Here is a 17,070-nt window from a genome sequence, read left to right as displayed (position 1 = left end):
TTGTAGTCGCGGTAGGCATGCATCACGCCGATAGTGCCGCAGTAAGCGATTTTATACGCAACAATGAAACTCGAGGACTATAACATGTATAAAAAAGCCCTTTTATCACTGGCCATCAGTACGGTGTTAGTGGCATGTGGTAATGACAACGATGTACCCGACAATCAGCGGGGATCTGTATCGATCACCGGTGCAGACGGAGCGCCCAGTGTGGGTGAAACATTGACAGCGGTAGTAACAGATCCCGATGGCGTTATCGATAGCTCGGTGTTGTACGCCTGGTATGCCGACGGCGGTGTCATTGAGGGCGCGACCAGCAGCTCATTTAGAGTGACCGACGCACAGGTAGGTCAGCAGCTGCATGTTGTTGTGAACTATTTAGGCGGCAACAGTGTGCGCGAATCGCAAACATCGGCTGCTACCGACGCGGTACCCGTATCGGTCAACGTGGCTGCCACCTTTATGCATGGTTTGGTCGATGGCGCTAGCTGTAGCGTCTACGCCATCACCGAGGCGGGCGCCAAGGGCGCCGCTATTGCCACGGCCAGCACCATGGCAGGTAACGTAGATTTTGGACAGTTGGAATACCAAGGTGCTGCGCTGATCGAATGCGACGGCGGTACCTATGTGGATGAAGCCTCGGGCGATACCCTTACGGCGCCGCTGACGCGCGCCGTTATCAACGTGACAGATGTGGCGCAGTTTGTTGTGTCGCCGCTTACAGAATTGGCCGTGCAACTGGCAGAGGTGGATGACGCCGGCCTGAACGCGGCGCTCTCTACCTACAATGCGCTGGTGGCGGCAACCTTTGGTCTTGAAGTGTCAGACGGCGCCGGTGGCACGCAACAAATCGACATTACCACTCAAGTGCCGACCAATTTACAAGCCACGGCGGCCATGCATGACGCCGCGGGTGTTTACGCTACCGCCATTGCATTAATGTCGCAGCTGGATGAAAACACAAGCGGAGACGCTGCAGCGGTGGTGGCGGAACTGGGCGCAGATCTCGCCGATGGCGCCTTGTCTGTGGCGTCCATTCAGCGCTTGGCAGCGGCCAAAAGCGACCTGGCTACATCAGCTGTAGCCGCGAATTTAAATCAGGCGGCACTGGATGCCATCTCTGCCATTGTTGGCCTGACCAACACGCCGGGCAGCGTTGAAATTGCCGGTTCACCCAGCGTGGGCTCCACCATCACTGCGCAAGTAACCGACGCCAATGGTGTGGGTACGGTCAGCTATCAGTGGCACTTGGACGGCGTGCCTGTCGACGGCGCCACGGCAGCTACCTATACGCTTGAGGGCAATGCCTTGGGTGCACGCGTTACAGTGACGGCAAGCTATACCGATAATGCCGGCTTCAGTGAAATGCTCACCTCTGCTGAAACTGCCGCCGTTACCATAGATGCCGTGAACATTGCCGGCTCACTGGCGCCCATCAGCGGTACCTTGACCGTTGGCTCTGAGCTGTCTATCGCTGCGCCCACCGATGCCAATGGTGTGAGTGGCAGCGTTAGCTACCAGTGGCAGGCGGATGGCGTAGACATAGCTAATGCCAACGCCAGCGGCTACACATTGACCGACAGCGAAGTGGGTGCACAAATTTCCGTGCTGGTGAGCTATACCGATGATGACGGCTTTGACGAAAGCTTATCCGCCAGTGCTACCGATGTGGTGTATACCGCAATTGTTGCGGGTAAAGATGCCCTGGCGACGGCGGTGGCTGGCGCGGCGGACGGAGCCTTAATCGGGCTGGATGCCGGTGATTACACCGATATGCCCGAACTGGATCTTTCGGTTTCTGGTCTCACCCTGAAAAATATTAACGGTAGCACGGCCACTATTTCCGGTGACACCTGTATTCAGGTAGGCAGCAACGTCACACTGGACGGATTGATCTTTGACGACCTCGCCGTTCTGTCGGGCAGCAGCTGCGCCAGCAACGGTCCATCGTCCATCTACCTGACGGGCAACAATACCGTACTGCGCAATAACCAGTTCCTGGGCGAGCAGAGAGTGCCCGCCTTTAGCGAGCAGCACTATGTGTCTGTAAAAGGTTTTCAGTCATTGATTGAACGCAATCTGTTCCAAGGCAAAGATATCGATAAGGCTGGTGCCTATATCAGTATCTACGCCAATAGCAGCCCCGACAGCAATGAAGCTCATACCCTGCAATACAACTACTTCAAGGACGCAGTGGGTGCTTCGGGAGTTACCGATAGCCGTAGCTCGTCTGCCTATGCCATTCAAGTGGGTCGCTCCACCGGTAGTGATGGTAAAGAAGATGGATTGAATACCATTCAATACAACTTGTTCGAAAATGTGCAGACTGAGCGCCGTTTAATCAAAGTGCAGTCCAGTGGCAATACTATTCACGGCAACACCGTGATTAATTCTCTGGGCTTAATTGCGCTTGAAGACGGCTACGGTAGCACTGTGTCTAGCAATATCATTGTTTCGGCCGGTGACGATAGCGACGACGGCGGTATCAGCTTCGCGCCCTTGGGCCACACCATCATTGATAACTTTATTGGCAATATCCGCACGACCTCTAGCCAGCGCGGCGGCCTGTTGTTAACGCCCGATCCATTGAGTGGCAGCGGCAATGGTGCAATTCTAAGCAACGGCAGCCTAGATCTAACCGTAACAGTGGCACGTAACACTGTTGTCAATGCGAAAGAAGCTTTTATCTACGATTACAGGGACTGCACAATGCTAGACCCCATTGTGGATTTTGACAGCAACCTAATTGCCAACCAGTCTGCAGCCAACTCCATATATGGTAACGATAATGGCGAGGGCCGTGTGGCTGTCACCGACAGCGCGTTTGTCGGTGCGGGTTGTTCATTGGATGCCAGTTCAGACTTCGATAACAACCACTTCTACTCAAGTGCGTTGTCCGAGTCAGGCGGCTTTGACTTCAACGGGAAGTTGAATCTGGATGGGAACCTGGCCGGTGCAGAAGATGGCGCGACCTTGACCGCTCCAAATGCTAACGGTTTGGTCGAGGGTACGGGTAGCGATGCAAATATCGGTGCCGACATTGACGCACTGATATACATCAGCACTGACATGGTTGGCCCAGGCTCCACTTGGAGTGTGTCGGGCAACTAAGAGGGCGAAGGTGGCTAAGATGGGTGGTTGATCTGGTGCCAGCCTTCCGCTCACCACCTATGACAGTTAGAAAGCCTGAAAGGGTCGGCCGCGCGCCGGCCCTTTTTTTATCGTTTTGGGCAATAGTATTTCAAGAGCGTTTCAAACAGCAGTGTCCAGTGGGGAGCGTAGCGCTAGGTGCGCGATACCCGCACAACCGCCAATGATTCTCGGTAACGCACGTTAGTTCTTCTTTTACCCGCAATCCTTTTGCGCTGGTCCTATCAATGGCAGGGGCCCTAAAGCCCAGATTAATGGCGGCTGTACTTGAGTAATGATCGGCGATGTTTTTCAGGCCGATAATCACCAAGAGCAGCGATTTTCGCGCTGCATTGATATTCAATTCTCAAGCGCATCCACTCGGCATGTGCCGTAACATCAATTCAAACAAGTCTCTCAATAGGCAAAGCCGTAGATTGCGATTTTTGGCTCATGTATAGGACGCTTGCTCTGCCTCCCGTTGGCTGCATTTTTGTAGGGTGGGCGTGTAACAAGCTACTAGCGTTTATGGCAGGCTTGGTATGCGGATGAGTAATTGGCGAAAGCACTGGGCTAATTCACCGCTTGGCGTCTAAATCATCATGTAATATTTATGTAGGATGAGTGCTCGTAAATGGTTATTAGGTGCTGGTCTTTTACCCTTGCGTTTGTTAGGTTGGGCTTAAATTGCCGGCGACCCCTAATTGGGGATATGTGTCTGAGTGAGCATCACTCAATAATAGTGATGGAGTTTAGGTGTCGACAACTTTATTCAATTTTATTCTGGTTTAAAAAAATACTAAAGCTAAGGGATGTCAATGTCAGAGGTAATGGGGTTTGTTCTCGTTCATATTCAGGATGAAAAATTAAGATCTGAATACAGTAAAGTATTTGTGGAAGCAAAGAGCATTATTATTCAGGGTAATAGTTACTATATATCAAATGTTAAAAATCAGGGTGTGGTTGATTTCGACGTAACTACCAGTGAATACAATGATGAGGAAGTGATTGGGGCATATATTCGTGAAAAGTATGCTCCTGATATTTTTATTTCTTCGTTTAGTGATGACGCATATATAGGCATTAAGCGCGTCAATCGAGAGAAAGCGTTCAAAGCTGTTGCTAAGTTGTCGCCAAAAATAGAATTTTACCTCCATATGGAGAAAGAAAACTATAAAAAAGCACTAGCTATGTTATTGGCTGAAAAAGTTAGCTTGAATGACCAGGTCGCCGGTATTCCTATTCATGAGTATTGCTTTTACGGCGACTATGCGCCATTGATGGAGTATGCCGTTGATAACGGTTACCACGATCACTACTGCATCCATAGACAATACTGGCCTTGTGATAAATACAGTGATCATGGAACGCATGTATTGCATCGCGCTATCAAAACTTCGGATATGGGCTTGGTAAATAAAATACTAACGTTAGGAGGAGACCCTGATGGTTTGTGTGAATCGAATGAAGATTCTCTGCTTCATAAAATTGGATGGATTGAATACTGCAATGATTTTTCGATAGATTCACTCGAGTTGTTAAGAGTTTTGTGCGCTGCAGGCGCTGACGTAAACAAGCTTAACGGTGATAGTGAAACGCCATTGCAGGCTTTCGCGCAATGGGTAGAGCTGAAACAAACAACAGAAAAAGAAAAGAAGTACATTCTGGATGTAGTAACAACTTTGATTGACTGCGGAGCCAAAGTAGATGTTTTTAACGAGGATGGTGTTGGATTGCTTGGCAAAATTCGCCATGTTGATGATGTGCAGTCCCTGCTAAAAACTATGCATCCGAAACTTAAGCCTTATGTCGATGAGTTTGATGTACACCAGTATATACTCTCGCTCTACCGTAATCTTCGAGGTGCAACCCCGCCAGAGGACTATGAAGAATATTTCTATGCTTGCTTTATGCTTGGTTTTGTAGGCTTTGCATTTGAAGAAAAACAGCTAAAAATTCTAACTAATTTAAATGCCTACCAGTACTTCTACTTGATTGATGCAGTGATGACTTCGCCGGATGCCGTTAAGGTTTTGAACTTGATGCATAAAAATAATCTGCCAGTTTATATTGACTATGATTTGTATTCTCATGATTTTGACGGTGAATATAAATCTTTGGAGAATTGCACTTCAATTGATGTAGCAAAGCTCCACGGGCGCGACGACATCATCGAATTTTACGAATCGATTAAAGGGGAAAAGTATGCCAAGGTGGCGGTGGCTGAAGAGCGCATTGGCATGGCAGAGTACGACTATAAAATCGTAGCTTAGCGCAAGATTGAGTTTCCAGGTTAACATTTAATGGATTGGGCTCATGGGGTTGTTAGCTATTGGAGCCTAGTTCATTGTTCTGTCTAAATTACACCAAATTTAAAGAGATGGTTATGCCAAGTTCCAGCATTGTTGAGGTGACCCCTGAGCAGCAAGAAAGAATTTCTGCATTTGAAAGGTGGATGCATAAATATTTTGATGCTTACGAAGAAGCACAGAATAACTCACCTGGATGCCTGAGAAAGTTCTCAGAAATTGTTCGTAAGCAGAAGCCGGAAGGCCCTCTGGCTGCTGAGTTGGAAGGCTTCTTTAATAACCCATTTGGCGGCGAGTTTGAAAAATATGTCGCCGACTTCCATTTTAACCCCACGGCGGTGCAGAGTATCCCCAATGTGCGGCATAAACGTAGCGTTGATTGGAATCACAAATCAAGCGCAATAAGTAGATTGTGCAATATTGCATTGGCGAATATAGGCAAGGACTACGCATTTGAGCAAGCCTTGGCTAGATTGGAATTCCAGTTGAGCAATCCTGATAGTGAGGTGGAGTTGTCTGTTCCTAAGTGGAAACAGGCGGAGTTAGAACAAGAATTGGTAGGGTTGTCGTCGGAGCAAATACAACAAAAGGTAAGTCGAAGGGAATATCTTGGTGACGATTGCGACGACTGTGGTCAGACTTTTTTATACCCAGATCCTATCGATACCACGAGATTAGCTATTTCACTTGCACAAAATGCAGAACAAGCGGAAAAGGTGTTAGCGCTACTTTTCAATCCAGAAAAAATGCTTGACTCAAGTTTTGCGCTTCGGAACAGTAATGGAGACCTATCTCACTATCCAGTGATGTTGTCGCCGGCGCAGTATTTGGGGGTTGACGCGGCTGTATATGGTTTGTTTGATGGCCTGAAAGCGCATTCGTTAGATTCCGAGGAGAATGTAATTCGGCTATTGGATCTGGGATCTTTTGGTAAGGCTAACTTATGTCATAGCCTCATTACCGATGAAAATTTCGAATACAAAAAATTTAGGCACTTAGCCTTGGATTGGCTGTATGCGAAAACATTACTGCCTGCGGAGGAGGCACTACCTTCTCTTGCAGTTGTTGCGGAGCAAGTGCAACAAGAAGCCCATCTGAGTGGTGGTCGATTTTTGGTTGCTGCTGGACGATTAATGGAGGCCCATAAAGGGTCTGATACCATCAGCGAAGAGGACTTAAGTAGAATCTACCGGCTTTTGTGCCGTATTTCAGAGCTGGACCCAAACGAAACACGGGCTGACGTCATCGCGACTTTGCAGACTATCTGCCCAACGGTTCTCGGCAAGCTGTTAGCTTACACACGAAGATATAGTGACATAGTGTTAACTTCTCTCGGTCTGGACGATGCTACACCGCTGTTTAAGTGGATAAAAAAATGTGAGCGTGACCAAGTTAACGCCCTGTTCGATGTTCATGAGGCAAGACAAGTCATGGCTCAGGTTGGCGACTCCGGTCAGGATTTGCTCAAGGTGCTTGCGGCAAGTGGAAGTTACGAACGGTCATTGAGGCGCTTGGAGGCTGTGCAAGGCATAGTAGATAAAAATTTACCAGCATTGTTGCAGCGATATTCACAGGAGCATATTCGACTTTACAGCCTGCTTCCAATTGATGACGCTGAAGACCTCGCTGCACGCTATCGTTATTTCAAGATGGCCGGAAAGGAAGCATCTAAAAAATTCGGTAGAGAGCGATCTGCGAACGTCCGCGATGCTGCCAAGGCGGCATTGCAGAATCTTGTGGTCAATGCCGGTTTTCGTGATCTGGCGGAGATGGAGCTCGCAGTTGAGGTGCGTACTGGTGAACAGCTTCAAATGGCGCTTGCTATCGATGAATATGAGTTTTCAATAGCTATCGAACAGCATATGCCCGTAATGAACATTCATAAATCCGGCAGATCGTTAAAGTCTATTCCTCGGCCTCTAAAGAAAAATGAAGCGCTTGGCGCCTTACTTACAACGTTTGACCAATTAAAGGAGCAGTCTATACGTTATCGTGAGTCGATGGAGCGTCTGATGGTGCAGGGCGGCGAGCTCAGTCCTTCGCAATTACAGGATGTGCTTCAATTACCGGTTGCGAAAAGCATATTGGGTTCCCTGGTTTTTTGTACTGCTAGTGGGCTTGTTGGCACACTTAGCGAAGATTTCAAATCATTGCAGACCTTGGACGATCAGTTAGTTGCACTTACGGAGCCCGTTCAGATTGCCCATGCTATTCAACTCCTTGACGAAGGCACTCTTGTCGACTGGCAACATGCAGTTGAACGGCGAAAGATCTGCCAGCCTTTTGAACAGGTGTTTCGCGATTACTATTTGATTACGCCAGCAGAGCAGTCAGAGGTGCATCATTCTCAGCGTTATCTTGGTCGGCGTGTGCGTACGCGAGTATTTGGGGCAATATTAACGTCTCTAGGTTGGCGATTTGATGGTAGTCATGGAGAGTGTGTGGCTACTAAACCTGTTGCACCAAAAATAGTCGGTACGTTAGCGTTACCTGATGTTGAGAGCTATCTCACCGAAGATGAGTTCACCCACTTGGGCAGCATAAATTTTGAAAAAAATTCAACGGAATTAGACCTCTCTAAAGTTCCGCGCCTGGCGTTCTCGGAATTTATGCGAGATCTGAATGCGGCTGTAAGCGCTGGTTCGGACGAGAAGTAACCGGGCTCTGGGTAAAATAAGGGCAAGGGGTTGGAGTGAATTAATGAATTGAGTTCAAGGCTTCAGTCTGGGTACTACATCTTATCTGACCCCCAATTATTACCCTAATTATTCCCGAGCAGCGAATGGTAAGGTCAACATTGCTAGTGTATCTATGTCCGTTTAGGTGATTTATGCACCAGTTTCGCTACTCAGGGTTTTGATCTATGAGGATTAATTTGAGCGCGTCTGGGACTTGAGATATCGAGAGTCTGGGTTGCCTCAGTAAACAAACGAGTGCTCTCTTCTATGGCTTTCTGTAGTTCGTCGGACGGCGAAATTTCAATAGAGTCGACGATTTCATTGATCAGTGCATAATAGTTGCTATAGCTGATCTTGCTTTCTTGCTCCTCTTGAGAGCCATGAACATAGCGACTAAGATCGAAGCAGAAAACAAGGAACTTATCCTTTTGTAATCCTCTTATAAGATAATGGGTTTCGGTGCCACGATTGCCTGCCAATCTTGTTACAAATGTGGATCTGAGACCGTAGTCATCTACTGAAGTTTCCCAGTTGAGTGGTCCAACCCAAGACCACGGCTCTTCGTCTGAATTGTTTTTTGCGTGTTCTGCTTCCAATAGCTCTATAGTGCCGAACTTCAGTCCTTCCGGATGTAAGAGTGTGGCATCTGGTGGTAGATTAAGCGGACGAACCACCTTTACAGTAAACGTAATATTGCCTTCCTCTCCTGTGAACCAAGGACCGCAAAATGCCCATGAGCGGCGCAAATAGTGCCAATACTCAACCCTTGGATCTCCATATCGGGGTAGAGAGCTTGAGTAGCCCTCTTTTACAGCGTCAATTCTGGGTGAAATCTGCGTTGTCCCACCACTCACTGGCCAATGAATGGGTGACTTTAACGTCACTCGGTTGTTGTCGATATGCAACGCAGAGCGTGTTCTAATACTTTCCGAAGTGCAATGAGGTTTGACAGGATATCGCCTGTCCCTCAGTTTTATTCTTGGGTACTTAAAAATGGAAAGCATAGGTTAGCAAATAGTGAAGATGGTAAATAGCTTTACTGCTATTAAAAAAGCCGCTGATAATTGAACCAACTTCTTCAGAGACCCATTTTCATTAAGGTCTATGGCTAGCCGGCTAGCAAAGAGAAAGACTCCGAATTCACCGTAGAAAGCGGGTTGGCTTTCGCTTCCTCAATGAATTTTTGGTCTGAGAAACCAGCCTCTGTCTCTTTAGCGTCTTTGCGGTGTATTTCTACTGAAGACATGATGTCTTTAATCAGTTTTACCATTGGCGCGGCTGGAATCTGTTTTTCAACTTCCTCTTCGCCTACTGCCTTTCCTCCTCGATAGAGGTTGAATCCAAAACACAAAAGCCTTTCTCGGTCTAAAGGGAAAAAATTCAGTATCTCCCTTGTGTGACCGCCCTGACGCAGCATGGAAACGGAGATATACGGCGAATTTTTACTATGGTCAACGGCCCATTGCTCAGGGCCGCTATATAACTTCAGCCGCTCGTTATTAACATAAATATGGTGGTAGTTAGCTTCGATGTATTCAGCTACTGCGTACTTGAGTGCAGGGTAGGACAGGAGGTCGGCTGACTCTTTAAGCCTCTTGGGTTTTACTACTTCTACCGCCATTGAGATTTGAGCGACACTGCCTCCCCACCAGGGCGCATTGAATGACCATGTTCTGGCAAACGCATTCCAGGACTCAATAATGGGCTCGACGACCTCCTTTGGGATATTATCTGAGTACCCATATTCCAAAACGTCTCCCTTAGCTAGAATTTCTCTGCTCGCCGCTGGGACTTTTGGATAGTGGATAGGGGCCGTGAATAAAACGCTATTGCCGGCTGCTTTTATGGTGACTGATGACTTCAACAATGAAAGGGGAAAGACAGCATTGACCGGATATGTCGGCGTTCTCAGCTTTGTTCGGACAGCGCTTAGAATAGCAAGCATTACAGTTCCGCCTTTATTCGGTGATGTAGTTTGGGTGCAATTTGCTCTGTCACAGTTGAGGCAGCCGCAACGCCAGCGACGGTTCCGCTAGCCACCGCCGCAATAAAGCTAATAATAGCGGGGACCGCCGGTGCACTCACGGTTGCTCCCCCGGTCGCAAGAAGCGTGCCCACGGCGGCTATGCCACCTTGGATTGTAAGGCCCTGTTTAACAAAATCAACGCTAGCCATTTTACGTGTATAGCTTTTATCCTTAAGTCGGGCCGTAATTGCCCCAAGTTGACCGCTATTTCCAACGACATTCAAAAACCCAACCTTGGCTACATTTCTTTCAAGAGTCATTTCCAAATTGATTGCTGACTCAATTGCATCTTTCGTGGTTGTTGTGGGTTCAAGCATAAAAAGGTAATGATCTTTTAGTTTGACACCTTGAGTGGATAGGATTTTGAGGGCCTGGGAAAGTATGGCGGAGCCACCACGTTCAGATACCCAAACTATACCCTTTTGCTTACTTGCAGAGGCCATAGACTTGGCCAGCAATAACGCAGATCCATTCAGGTCTTCTATATCCAATGGACGGAGTGCTTTCCTCAAATTACGAAGCCCGCCGATTCGCTTGTCTCCAGGAGTGTAATGATAATCGAATCCAATACGCTCTACCTGTTTACCGCTAAAGAACGGCGTGGCCCCCGCACTTGCCGCCGCGACCTCAATGGCATCCTCTGATTGTCCGTGCCCGCTGTCGCTGACCACAACCACGTAATCGTCTCTTTTATTGACAGATCCATCCTTTACTGGACGGCTAAGCCAGCCTCTATTCTTATGCTCTGCTCGATAAAGGCCTGGTCTCGCATCCTCTGGCAGCAGTTCAAAATAATGCGCATCAGGGGCAAAATGCAACAATTTGTACCCATCGCCATCCAGCTTCTCAGCGGTCACCTTACAGCCTGGCAGTACCACCACAAACTCTTCCTTGCCGTCGCGGCGGGCGCAGCCGGGGTGGACGAAGATGTTGTTCATGTGCAGGCGGCCGGCGGCCAGTTCTTGAATGCCTTTTACGGTGGTCTGGGCCCAGTAGTTATTGCGCTTGGCCAGCTTGTAGAGTTCGTCGTAGATGGGTTTTGCTTGGGGGGTAATGTAGACAGGCTTGCCTGATCTTTCTCCGGCAATTAAATGGCAGCGGTCGACGGGGTTTGCGTCTAGCAGCATAGGAAAATCCTTTTAGTCTGACAACTCCAGCCCCGCGGGTGCTGCGGGACAATCTCGCGCGAGTATAAAGGGATTTTCAGGGGGCGGCAGGGTTCGGCGTTACGGGGGGAGAAATATGAGACATTGGTCTTAGTTGGCCTGGATTGATTGGCTGCAAATTGAACAATTAGCCAGAACGGGCGTATCAGTTTGGGTGCTGAGACCTCCAGAAGAGAGTTGACGGCGGCGGCCTTTGCGCTGATTATTGGACGACAATTGAAACAGAAGGCCCAAGTCACCAGCGGGCCCCGCAGCGCTTAAGGATTGAGTGATGGCCCCGTTTCACATGTTTGGCCGCTGTTGGTATGTCGCGCAGCTTGCGGCCAAACGTCGCACAGCCGCTGTTACCGGTACCCGCTGCCGCTCCAACCCTATTGCCCCCCTGGGCACCCCCGCCAACTCCATCGTATTCTTCGGCGCCGGCGCCATCCTGTTCTCCCTCTGGGAAAACTTCCTAGCCCTCGCCGCCGTCAGCACCCTCGCACGGTTTCTCGCCTACGTCGTCTCCATCACCGCGCTCCCCGTACTACGCCGCCGCGCAAAGCTCACTACACTCAACAAAACCCTGATGCTCGCCGCACCCATCGCGCTGGCACTCAGCCTCTGTGCCGCCACCCAAACCATAGCGATACAGTGGCAGATGTTGGGTGGTTTTGCGGGGGTGGGGACGGTGCTTCATTTTTTGGCGAGGAGGGGGAGGGGTCAAGGTGCAGCAGCAACGTGGCGGCAGGGAGTTGGGTTTTAGTGCTGCGACGATTGGATGTTGTGATCATGGAGTCTGACCCCTTGATTCCAGGTTTATGGGGTTTATCGAGGGGTGAGGGAGTAGTGGGTTGGCATGGAGGAGATAGTTGAGAATTACATAAGGGATAAGGTTGATCTAATTCACTCCGACCGCTTTATCTCTTTATCTCGACACTCAACAAAACCTTCGTGCTCGTCGCTGCTGTTGCACAGGCAGTTAGCGGCCGTCACCTAAAGCACCGCAATTCAGTGGTAGATGTTGGGTGGTTTTGGGGAGCGGTTCTTTATAATTGATCGGTGGGGGAGCGTGCGGGGCTGTTGCGGAATGCGAATAGGAAGGTAGGCGTACAACGTATATGAACGAAACGACGTTTAAGGGTAGGGAGTTTGAAGCGCCATTATTCTTATCTGATCCCAATTATTAAAAACGCTTATTCTCAGTGTAAAACCATGGCCACCAAAACGAACCCGCTAATATTTAAGCGAAAGGAAAGTAAATTAATGCTGGATATTGATCATGGCCAAGGAGTTATCCTATGGAATATCCCCGACCTCAATGATGGTACCTTTGATACTATAAAACGGAACATTTCTGCCATATGCCACGGCATTGGGCTGTTAGATTACGACCTGGAAATCCACAAAGAAAAGGCAACTCTAAAGCAGTTTATTGAGCGATACAAAGACAAATCTGAAAATCAGAAAAAGGGGATTATAGGAGAACTTCTTACGCATGTCCTCATACATGAATTCATCGAAGAGTATGAAGTTGTAAGCCCTTTTTTCAATCAGGAAGAGAAAAGCCAAAGGAAAGGTTTTGAAGTTCTTGTTGCAGGAAAGGATGACGGAAAACTTTGGATCACTGAAGTTAAATCAGGAGAAAACAAGAATAAATCTCCTGCTACAAAGAAAGCCATTAACTTTTCAAAAAAGGCAGAAAAAGACCTCATTGAAAGATTGTCCGAAAATAATAGCACATACTGGCTAAATGCGATTGTAAGCGCTAGAAATGCAGTCGCAGATACAAAAGACTATAAATTTAGTCTCATGCAAATACTAAATGGGCATGCCGTCAGATCACAGAATGGAAGTCCATCACCTGAAGAGAATAACGTCATACTTTCATCAGTTTTATTCTATGACCCCAGCAAAGGGGTATCGAAAGAAGCTATCTTTAAAGAGCGCACCAGAATACACGATGCCAATACTTTTAAGTCAATTGTAATCATATCAATACAGCAAGAGTCTTATAAGCTAATAGCAGATGGTATTGAGGAGGCAATTGAAGATGCCTAAAAAAGAACTAACCTACAGAAAAATCCGAAAGACTGGGTTTAATGAATTGTACAAAAAGATAATTCTTGAAGAAGAAATATCCGACCAAGAAAAAATACAGCTTCTATCCGCGGCTATTTTATTTATAAACCAAGAGGATAAGATTCTTAAAAATCTTGCATATAAGATTATTCTAAGATACTGCAACACAACACTTGATTACATGCCTCTTTATGATATTTCGCTTAATAGAGGTTTAATTCCAATCGCAAAAATACTCCACAATAAAATAGGGGCTTCAGAAAGTTCCATTACCTCTGAAGGCTTAAGTAGCTTAGCTGCGGAAAGCTACATAGAAACATTTAATAAAAGCAATATATATTTAACGGGCCAGCAAGAATTATTGTCAGAATTTATAGTAGGCAATAATGAGAATAATTTTGCTGTAGTGGCGCCAACCTCCTACGGAAAATCCGACCTCATAATCAATAGTCTCAAAGGAAGCAATCGACAAGAAAGTTCCTGCATTATCGTCCCTTCAAAAGCACTATTAAGCCAAACTAAAAAGAGAATTAAAGATGCGGGTATAGACTGGGTAGATAGAATTGTCACTCACCCAGAGATGCACAACGATAGTGACAAGGGATCAGTATACGTATTAACTCAGGAACGGCTTTCACGATTATTGAGTCAGGAACCCGACCTGTCATTTGACTACCTCTACATAGATGAAGCGCATAACTTACTGGATAAAGATGAGCGAAGCCAACTTCTAAGTATAGTGATAAGTATCGTATGTCATAGAAATCCATATGCGGCGGTAAAATATTTTACTCCAGCAATTGGCAATCCTCAAAATTTAAATTCTAGATTTTCTAATCACATTGAATCCGATTTCACAGTTGACGAATCTGTAAAGTCGGAGACTTACTACTTAATAGATTTTCGAATTGAGAATAAATCACAAATATATGATCAGCATATAAATGAATTTTTTCGAAAAGATATAAATTATATTGATCATTTCGATTATCTGATAAAGAACTCTCTAGATAAAAACATTATTTACTTCAACAAACCAAAGAACATTGAATTATTTTTAAAAAATCTTTCAGCTAAAATAGATGTAGTTGATTGTGAGTTAATTAATGAGGCCATTATGGAGCTTTCAAATACCATTGACACTAAATACAACTTGGTTGAGTGTTTAAAAAAAGGAATTGTATATCATCATGGCTCCATGACAGAAAATGTTCGACACTATGTTGAATACCTATTCAGAAAATCTAAAAAAATAAAATATCTAATATCAAGCTCAACTCTACTTGAGGGCGTCAACCTGCCAATCCAGAGGCTATTTCTTTTTGAAACAAAGAAGGGGTTAAGAAATCTATCGCCATCTCAATTCAAGAATTTAGCAGGAAGAGCCAATAGATTTAGTGATATTTTTTATGGCGATGGATTGGAAAATCTACTTCTCCTGGAGCCTCAAATTCACGTCATAGGAACAGAAGATTACACGCCAAGCAACGCAAATCTTCGTGGTTTTCTCAGCGATTCAGCCAGTCTTCAAAAGAAACAAAAGGATAAAGTTGAGAATGTTCTTCTTGAAGGTACCGAAATTACCGATGACAACAGGGCAGACTTTGAAAAATCTATATTTGAATTAGAAAATTTGGAAAGCGGAATTGTTGAGCAATTCGATGGCCCTAAAATTGAAACAGAGGCTGGTAAGTATCTACTCATAAACTCAGCATATGAGATTGACATTATTCAGCATGAAAATGAAATACAAGATTCAATTGATTTGCTTGGCGATAAATTCATAACCTATCCAGAAACACTAATGACCATTATTCAAACAATATTTATTGCTCGTGTTGAAAATGAAAGGTCTGATATATACCGACTCAATAATCAGGAAGCCCTATCCTTCTACACCAAACTGCTTGAATGGAGAGTGTCTAGAACACCACTCAAACTCCTGATAGGTAGATTCACTGGGTACTGGAACTCTTTAATTGAAGAAAATCCTGACGCTTTAGTTTTCGCTGGAAGCTGGGGAGAAACCAAGCGAGACAACGAGTACTTAGAGAGGTATATCCGAATAGGGAGCAAATCCGAAGCAGAAAAGATAAATCTTGCTATCGTTAGAATAAAAGAAGAGGAGGATTTCATTGACTACAAAATCTTTAAGTTTATAGAGACACTTAATGATTTAGGGTTGGTCGATGACAACTTCTATCTACAGCTAAAATATGGAACTGATGATAAGGATACCATAAAGTTGATAAAAAATGGCATCTCAAGAACAGTTGCCGAACTTCTCATCGAAAAATACAAGAACAGTTATACAATTGACAATGATGATGACGTTCTCTTTGACCCAGGTCTACCAGAATTATTGATTGACAACAAAGAAAGTATTTTCACTAAGTTTGAAATAGAAATGAATATGTAAATTATCAAGGTGTAATCCGCCCGAAAATTAATCGAGGTTTTGAGTAGAGACTTTTATAATACACGCTTAAGGAGCGTATGATGAAGAAGTCTCGATTTTCCGACAGCCAGATTCTGGCGATTCTCAAGCAGCATGAAGCCGGAGTTTCGGTTGCTGAGCTAGCTCGCGAACACAACGTTAGCGCGGCCCTGATATATCAATGGCGTGCCAAGTTCGGGGGCATGGATGCATCTTTGATGAAACGGCTCAAGGAGCTAGAGTCCGAGAATGCTCGACTCAAGAAGATGTATGCCGAAGAGCGCCTCAAGGCAGAATTGCGACAGGAAGCGCTTGAGGGAAAGCTGTAAGGCCGTCTCAGCGTCGAGAGATGGGCCGCAAAGGCGTCACTAAGCACGGTATCAGTATTAAACTGGCTTGCGAGGTCTACGGGATCAGCGAAACCTGCTATCGCTACCAAGCGAAACTCAATGGCGAGAACGCTGTGATTGCCGATTGGCTGCTAAAGCTTACGCAGGCCCATAAGCGCTGGGGTTTTGGTCTGTGCTTCCTGTATCTGCGCAACGTGAAGGGCTACACCTGGAATCACAAGCGGGTATATCGCCTGTATCGGGAGCTAGAGCTGAATCTCCGTATCCAGCCTCGTCGACGGATCAAACGAGATTATCCGGGCGAGTTGGACGTGCCTAAAGCTCCCAATCAGGTTTGGTCAATGGACTTTATGAGCGACCAGTTAGCCAGCGGCAAGTCGCTGCGGACGTTCAATGTTATCGACGACTATAACCGCGAGGGGCTCGGTATCGAGGTGGACCTATCGCTGCCATCGAGTTGTGTAATACGGGCGTTGGATCAGATCATCGAATGGCGGGGCAAGCCTGCTGCACTTCGCTGTAACAATTGGGGTCAGATAAGAATTTAGGCATCTAAATCCTCCTTGGGTCAGGAATCCGAGGGAAGTTTGTGGAATTCGCAAGATAGTTCAGGCTACCAGCGCTAGAGACGCTTGCTGTTGGTTCGAAGCGGTGGGTTACGTTGCGCTATCCCACTCTACGGGTTTGTTCTGTTTGCGACGTGGGAGCTTGACGGTGAAAGCGGGCGGCAGGGCCGAGCCCGTAGAGCTACAGGGGTGAAGCAAGCGTTTGCGAAGCCGATTTGTCGAGCCATTAGCTCCGCGCGTAGCTGAACGACGCCAAGCTATGCTTGGTGGCCGGCCTCGAAGGGTATTCGCGCGTCCCCGCCATTCCGGTCCTGCCGCCCGCCACGCAGCTCGAAAAGAACACCGGCC

At 46.7% G+C, this 17,070-nt stretch carries 9 protein-coding genes and 1 pseudogene; 7 read left to right on the top strand and 3 right to left on the bottom strand.

Going from position 1 to position 17,070, the window contains the following annotated elements; translation table 11 throughout:
- Positions 1 to 84 precede the first annotated feature (84 nt).
- The 3 genes from ACW8F6_RS01180 (at position 85) to ACW8F6_RS01170 (ending at position 8,095) form a co-directional block, all read left to right on the top strand.
- Positions 85 to 3,111 carry a chondroitinase-B domain-containing protein gene (locus ACW8F6_RS01180; protein WP_491574000.1) on the top strand — a complete coding sequence of 1,009 codons (3,027 nt, stop codon included), beginning with the start codon at positions 85 to 87 and terminating at the stop codon, positions 3,109 to 3,111.
- An 836-nt stretch (positions 3,112 to 3,947) separates the two neighbouring features.
- On the top strand, positions 3,948 to 5,402 hold the full coding sequence (locus ACW8F6_RS01175) for an ankyrin repeat domain-containing protein (RefSeq protein WP_491573999.1): 1,455 nt from the start codon (positions 3,948 to 3,950) through the stop codon (positions 5,400 to 5,402).
- A 113-nt stretch (positions 5,403 to 5,515) separates the two neighbouring features.
- Entirely contained in the window at positions 5,516 to 8,095 is a 2,580-nt protein-coding gene (locus ACW8F6_RS01170; RefSeq protein ID WP_491573998.1) for a DUF4132 domain-containing protein, read from the top strand.
- 191 nt (positions 8,096 to 8,286) lie between these two features.
- On the opposite strand, the gene ACW8F6_RS01165 is transcribed toward ACW8F6_RS01170, so the two are convergent.
- From ACW8F6_RS01165 to ACW8F6_RS01155, 3 genes are all read right to left on the bottom strand, one after another.
- The gene (locus ACW8F6_RS01165) at positions 8,287 to 9,021 is read right to left on the bottom strand and encodes a hypothetical protein (protein ID WP_491573997.1); all 735 of its coding nucleotides are present in this window, start codon (positions 9,019 to 9,021) and stop codon (positions 8,287 to 8,289) included.
- Positions 9,022 to 9,224: 203 nt separating this feature from the next.
- Positions 9,225 to 10,061 carry a hypothetical protein gene (locus tag ACW8F6_RS01160; protein ID WP_491573996.1) on the bottom strand — a complete coding sequence of 279 codons (837 nt, stop codon included), beginning with the start codon at positions 10,059 to 10,061 and terminating at the stop codon, positions 9,225 to 9,227.
- Positions 10,061 to 11,269 carry a hypothetical protein gene (locus ACW8F6_RS01155; RefSeq protein ID WP_491573995.1) on the bottom strand — a complete coding sequence of 403 codons (1,209 nt, stop codon included), beginning with the start codon at positions 11,267 to 11,269 and terminating at the stop codon, positions 10,061 to 10,063. Before ACW8F6_RS01155 ends, ACW8F6_RS01160 begins: the two co-directional genes overlap by 1 nt.
- A gap of 310 nt (positions 11,270 to 11,579) precedes the next feature.
- Between ACW8F6_RS01155 and ACW8F6_RS01150 the strand changes: the two genes are divergently transcribed.
- The 4 genes and pseudogenes from ACW8F6_RS01150 to ACW8F6_RS01135 form a co-directional block, all read left to right on the top strand.
- Complete coding sequence (locus tag ACW8F6_RS01150; RefSeq protein ID WP_491573994.1) at positions 11,580 to 12,053, top strand: hypothetical protein; 474 nt, start codon at positions 11,580 to 11,582, stop codon at positions 12,051 to 12,053.
- A 500-nt stretch (positions 12,054 to 12,553) separates the two neighbouring features.
- Positions 12,554 to 13,348 carry a Hachiman antiphage defense system protein HamA gene (locus ACW8F6_RS01145; RefSeq protein WP_491573993.1) on the top strand — a complete coding sequence of 265 codons (795 nt, stop codon included), beginning with the start codon at positions 12,554 to 12,556 and terminating at the stop codon, positions 13,346 to 13,348.
- Positions 13,341 to 15,788 carry a DEAD/DEAH box helicase gene (locus ACW8F6_RS01140; protein WP_491573992.1) on the top strand — a complete coding sequence of 816 codons (2,448 nt, stop codon included), beginning with the start codon at positions 13,341 to 13,343 and terminating at the stop codon, positions 15,786 to 15,788. Before ACW8F6_RS01145 ends, ACW8F6_RS01140 begins: the two co-directional genes overlap by 8 nt.
- 80 nt (positions 15,789 to 15,868) lie before the next feature.
- A pseudogene (locus ACW8F6_RS01135) lies at positions 15,869 to 16,683 on the top strand (IS3 family transposase); the annotation flags it as partial.
- Between the last annotated feature and the right edge of the window lie 387 nt (positions 16,684 to 17,070).

The sequence above is a fragment of the Simiduia sp. genome (assembly GCF_058345725.1).
The sequence above is the reverse complement of the archived record's forward strand: the minus strand, read 5'-3'. Positions and strand labels throughout refer to the sequence as shown.

Bases quoted from the DNA above. Each gene is read 5' to 3' on its own strand.
- ACW8F6_RS01160 (WP_491573996.1), bottom strand. From the start codon at position 10,061: ATGCTTGCTATTCTAAGCGCTGTCCGAACAAAGCTGAGAACGCCGACA.
- ACW8F6_RS01170 (WP_491573998.1), top strand. From the start codon at position 5,516: ATGCCAAGTTCCAGCATTGTTGAGGTGACCCCTGAGCAGCAAGAAAGA.
- ACW8F6_RS01150 (WP_491573994.1), top strand. From the start codon at position 11,580: ATGGCCCCGTTTCACATGTTTGGCCGCTGTTGGTATGTCGCGCAGCTT.
- ACW8F6_RS01175 (WP_491573999.1), top strand. From the start codon at position 3,948: ATGTCAGAGGTAATGGGGTTTGTTCTCGTTCATATTCAGGATGAAAAA.
- ACW8F6_RS01145 (WP_491573993.1), top strand. From the start codon at position 12,554: ATGCTGGATATTGATCATGGCCAAGGAGTTATCCTATGGAATATCCCC.
- ACW8F6_RS01140 (WP_491573992.1), top strand. From the start codon at position 13,341: ATGCCTAAAAAAGAACTAACCTACAGAAAAATCCGAAAGACTGGGTTT.
- ACW8F6_RS01180 (WP_491574000.1), top strand. From the start codon at position 85: ATGTATAAAAAAGCCCTTTTATCACTGGCCATCAGTACGGTGTTAGTG.
- ACW8F6_RS01155 (WP_491573995.1), bottom strand. From the start codon at position 11,269: ATGCTGCTAGACGCAAACCCCGTCGACCGCTGCCATTTAATTGCCGGA.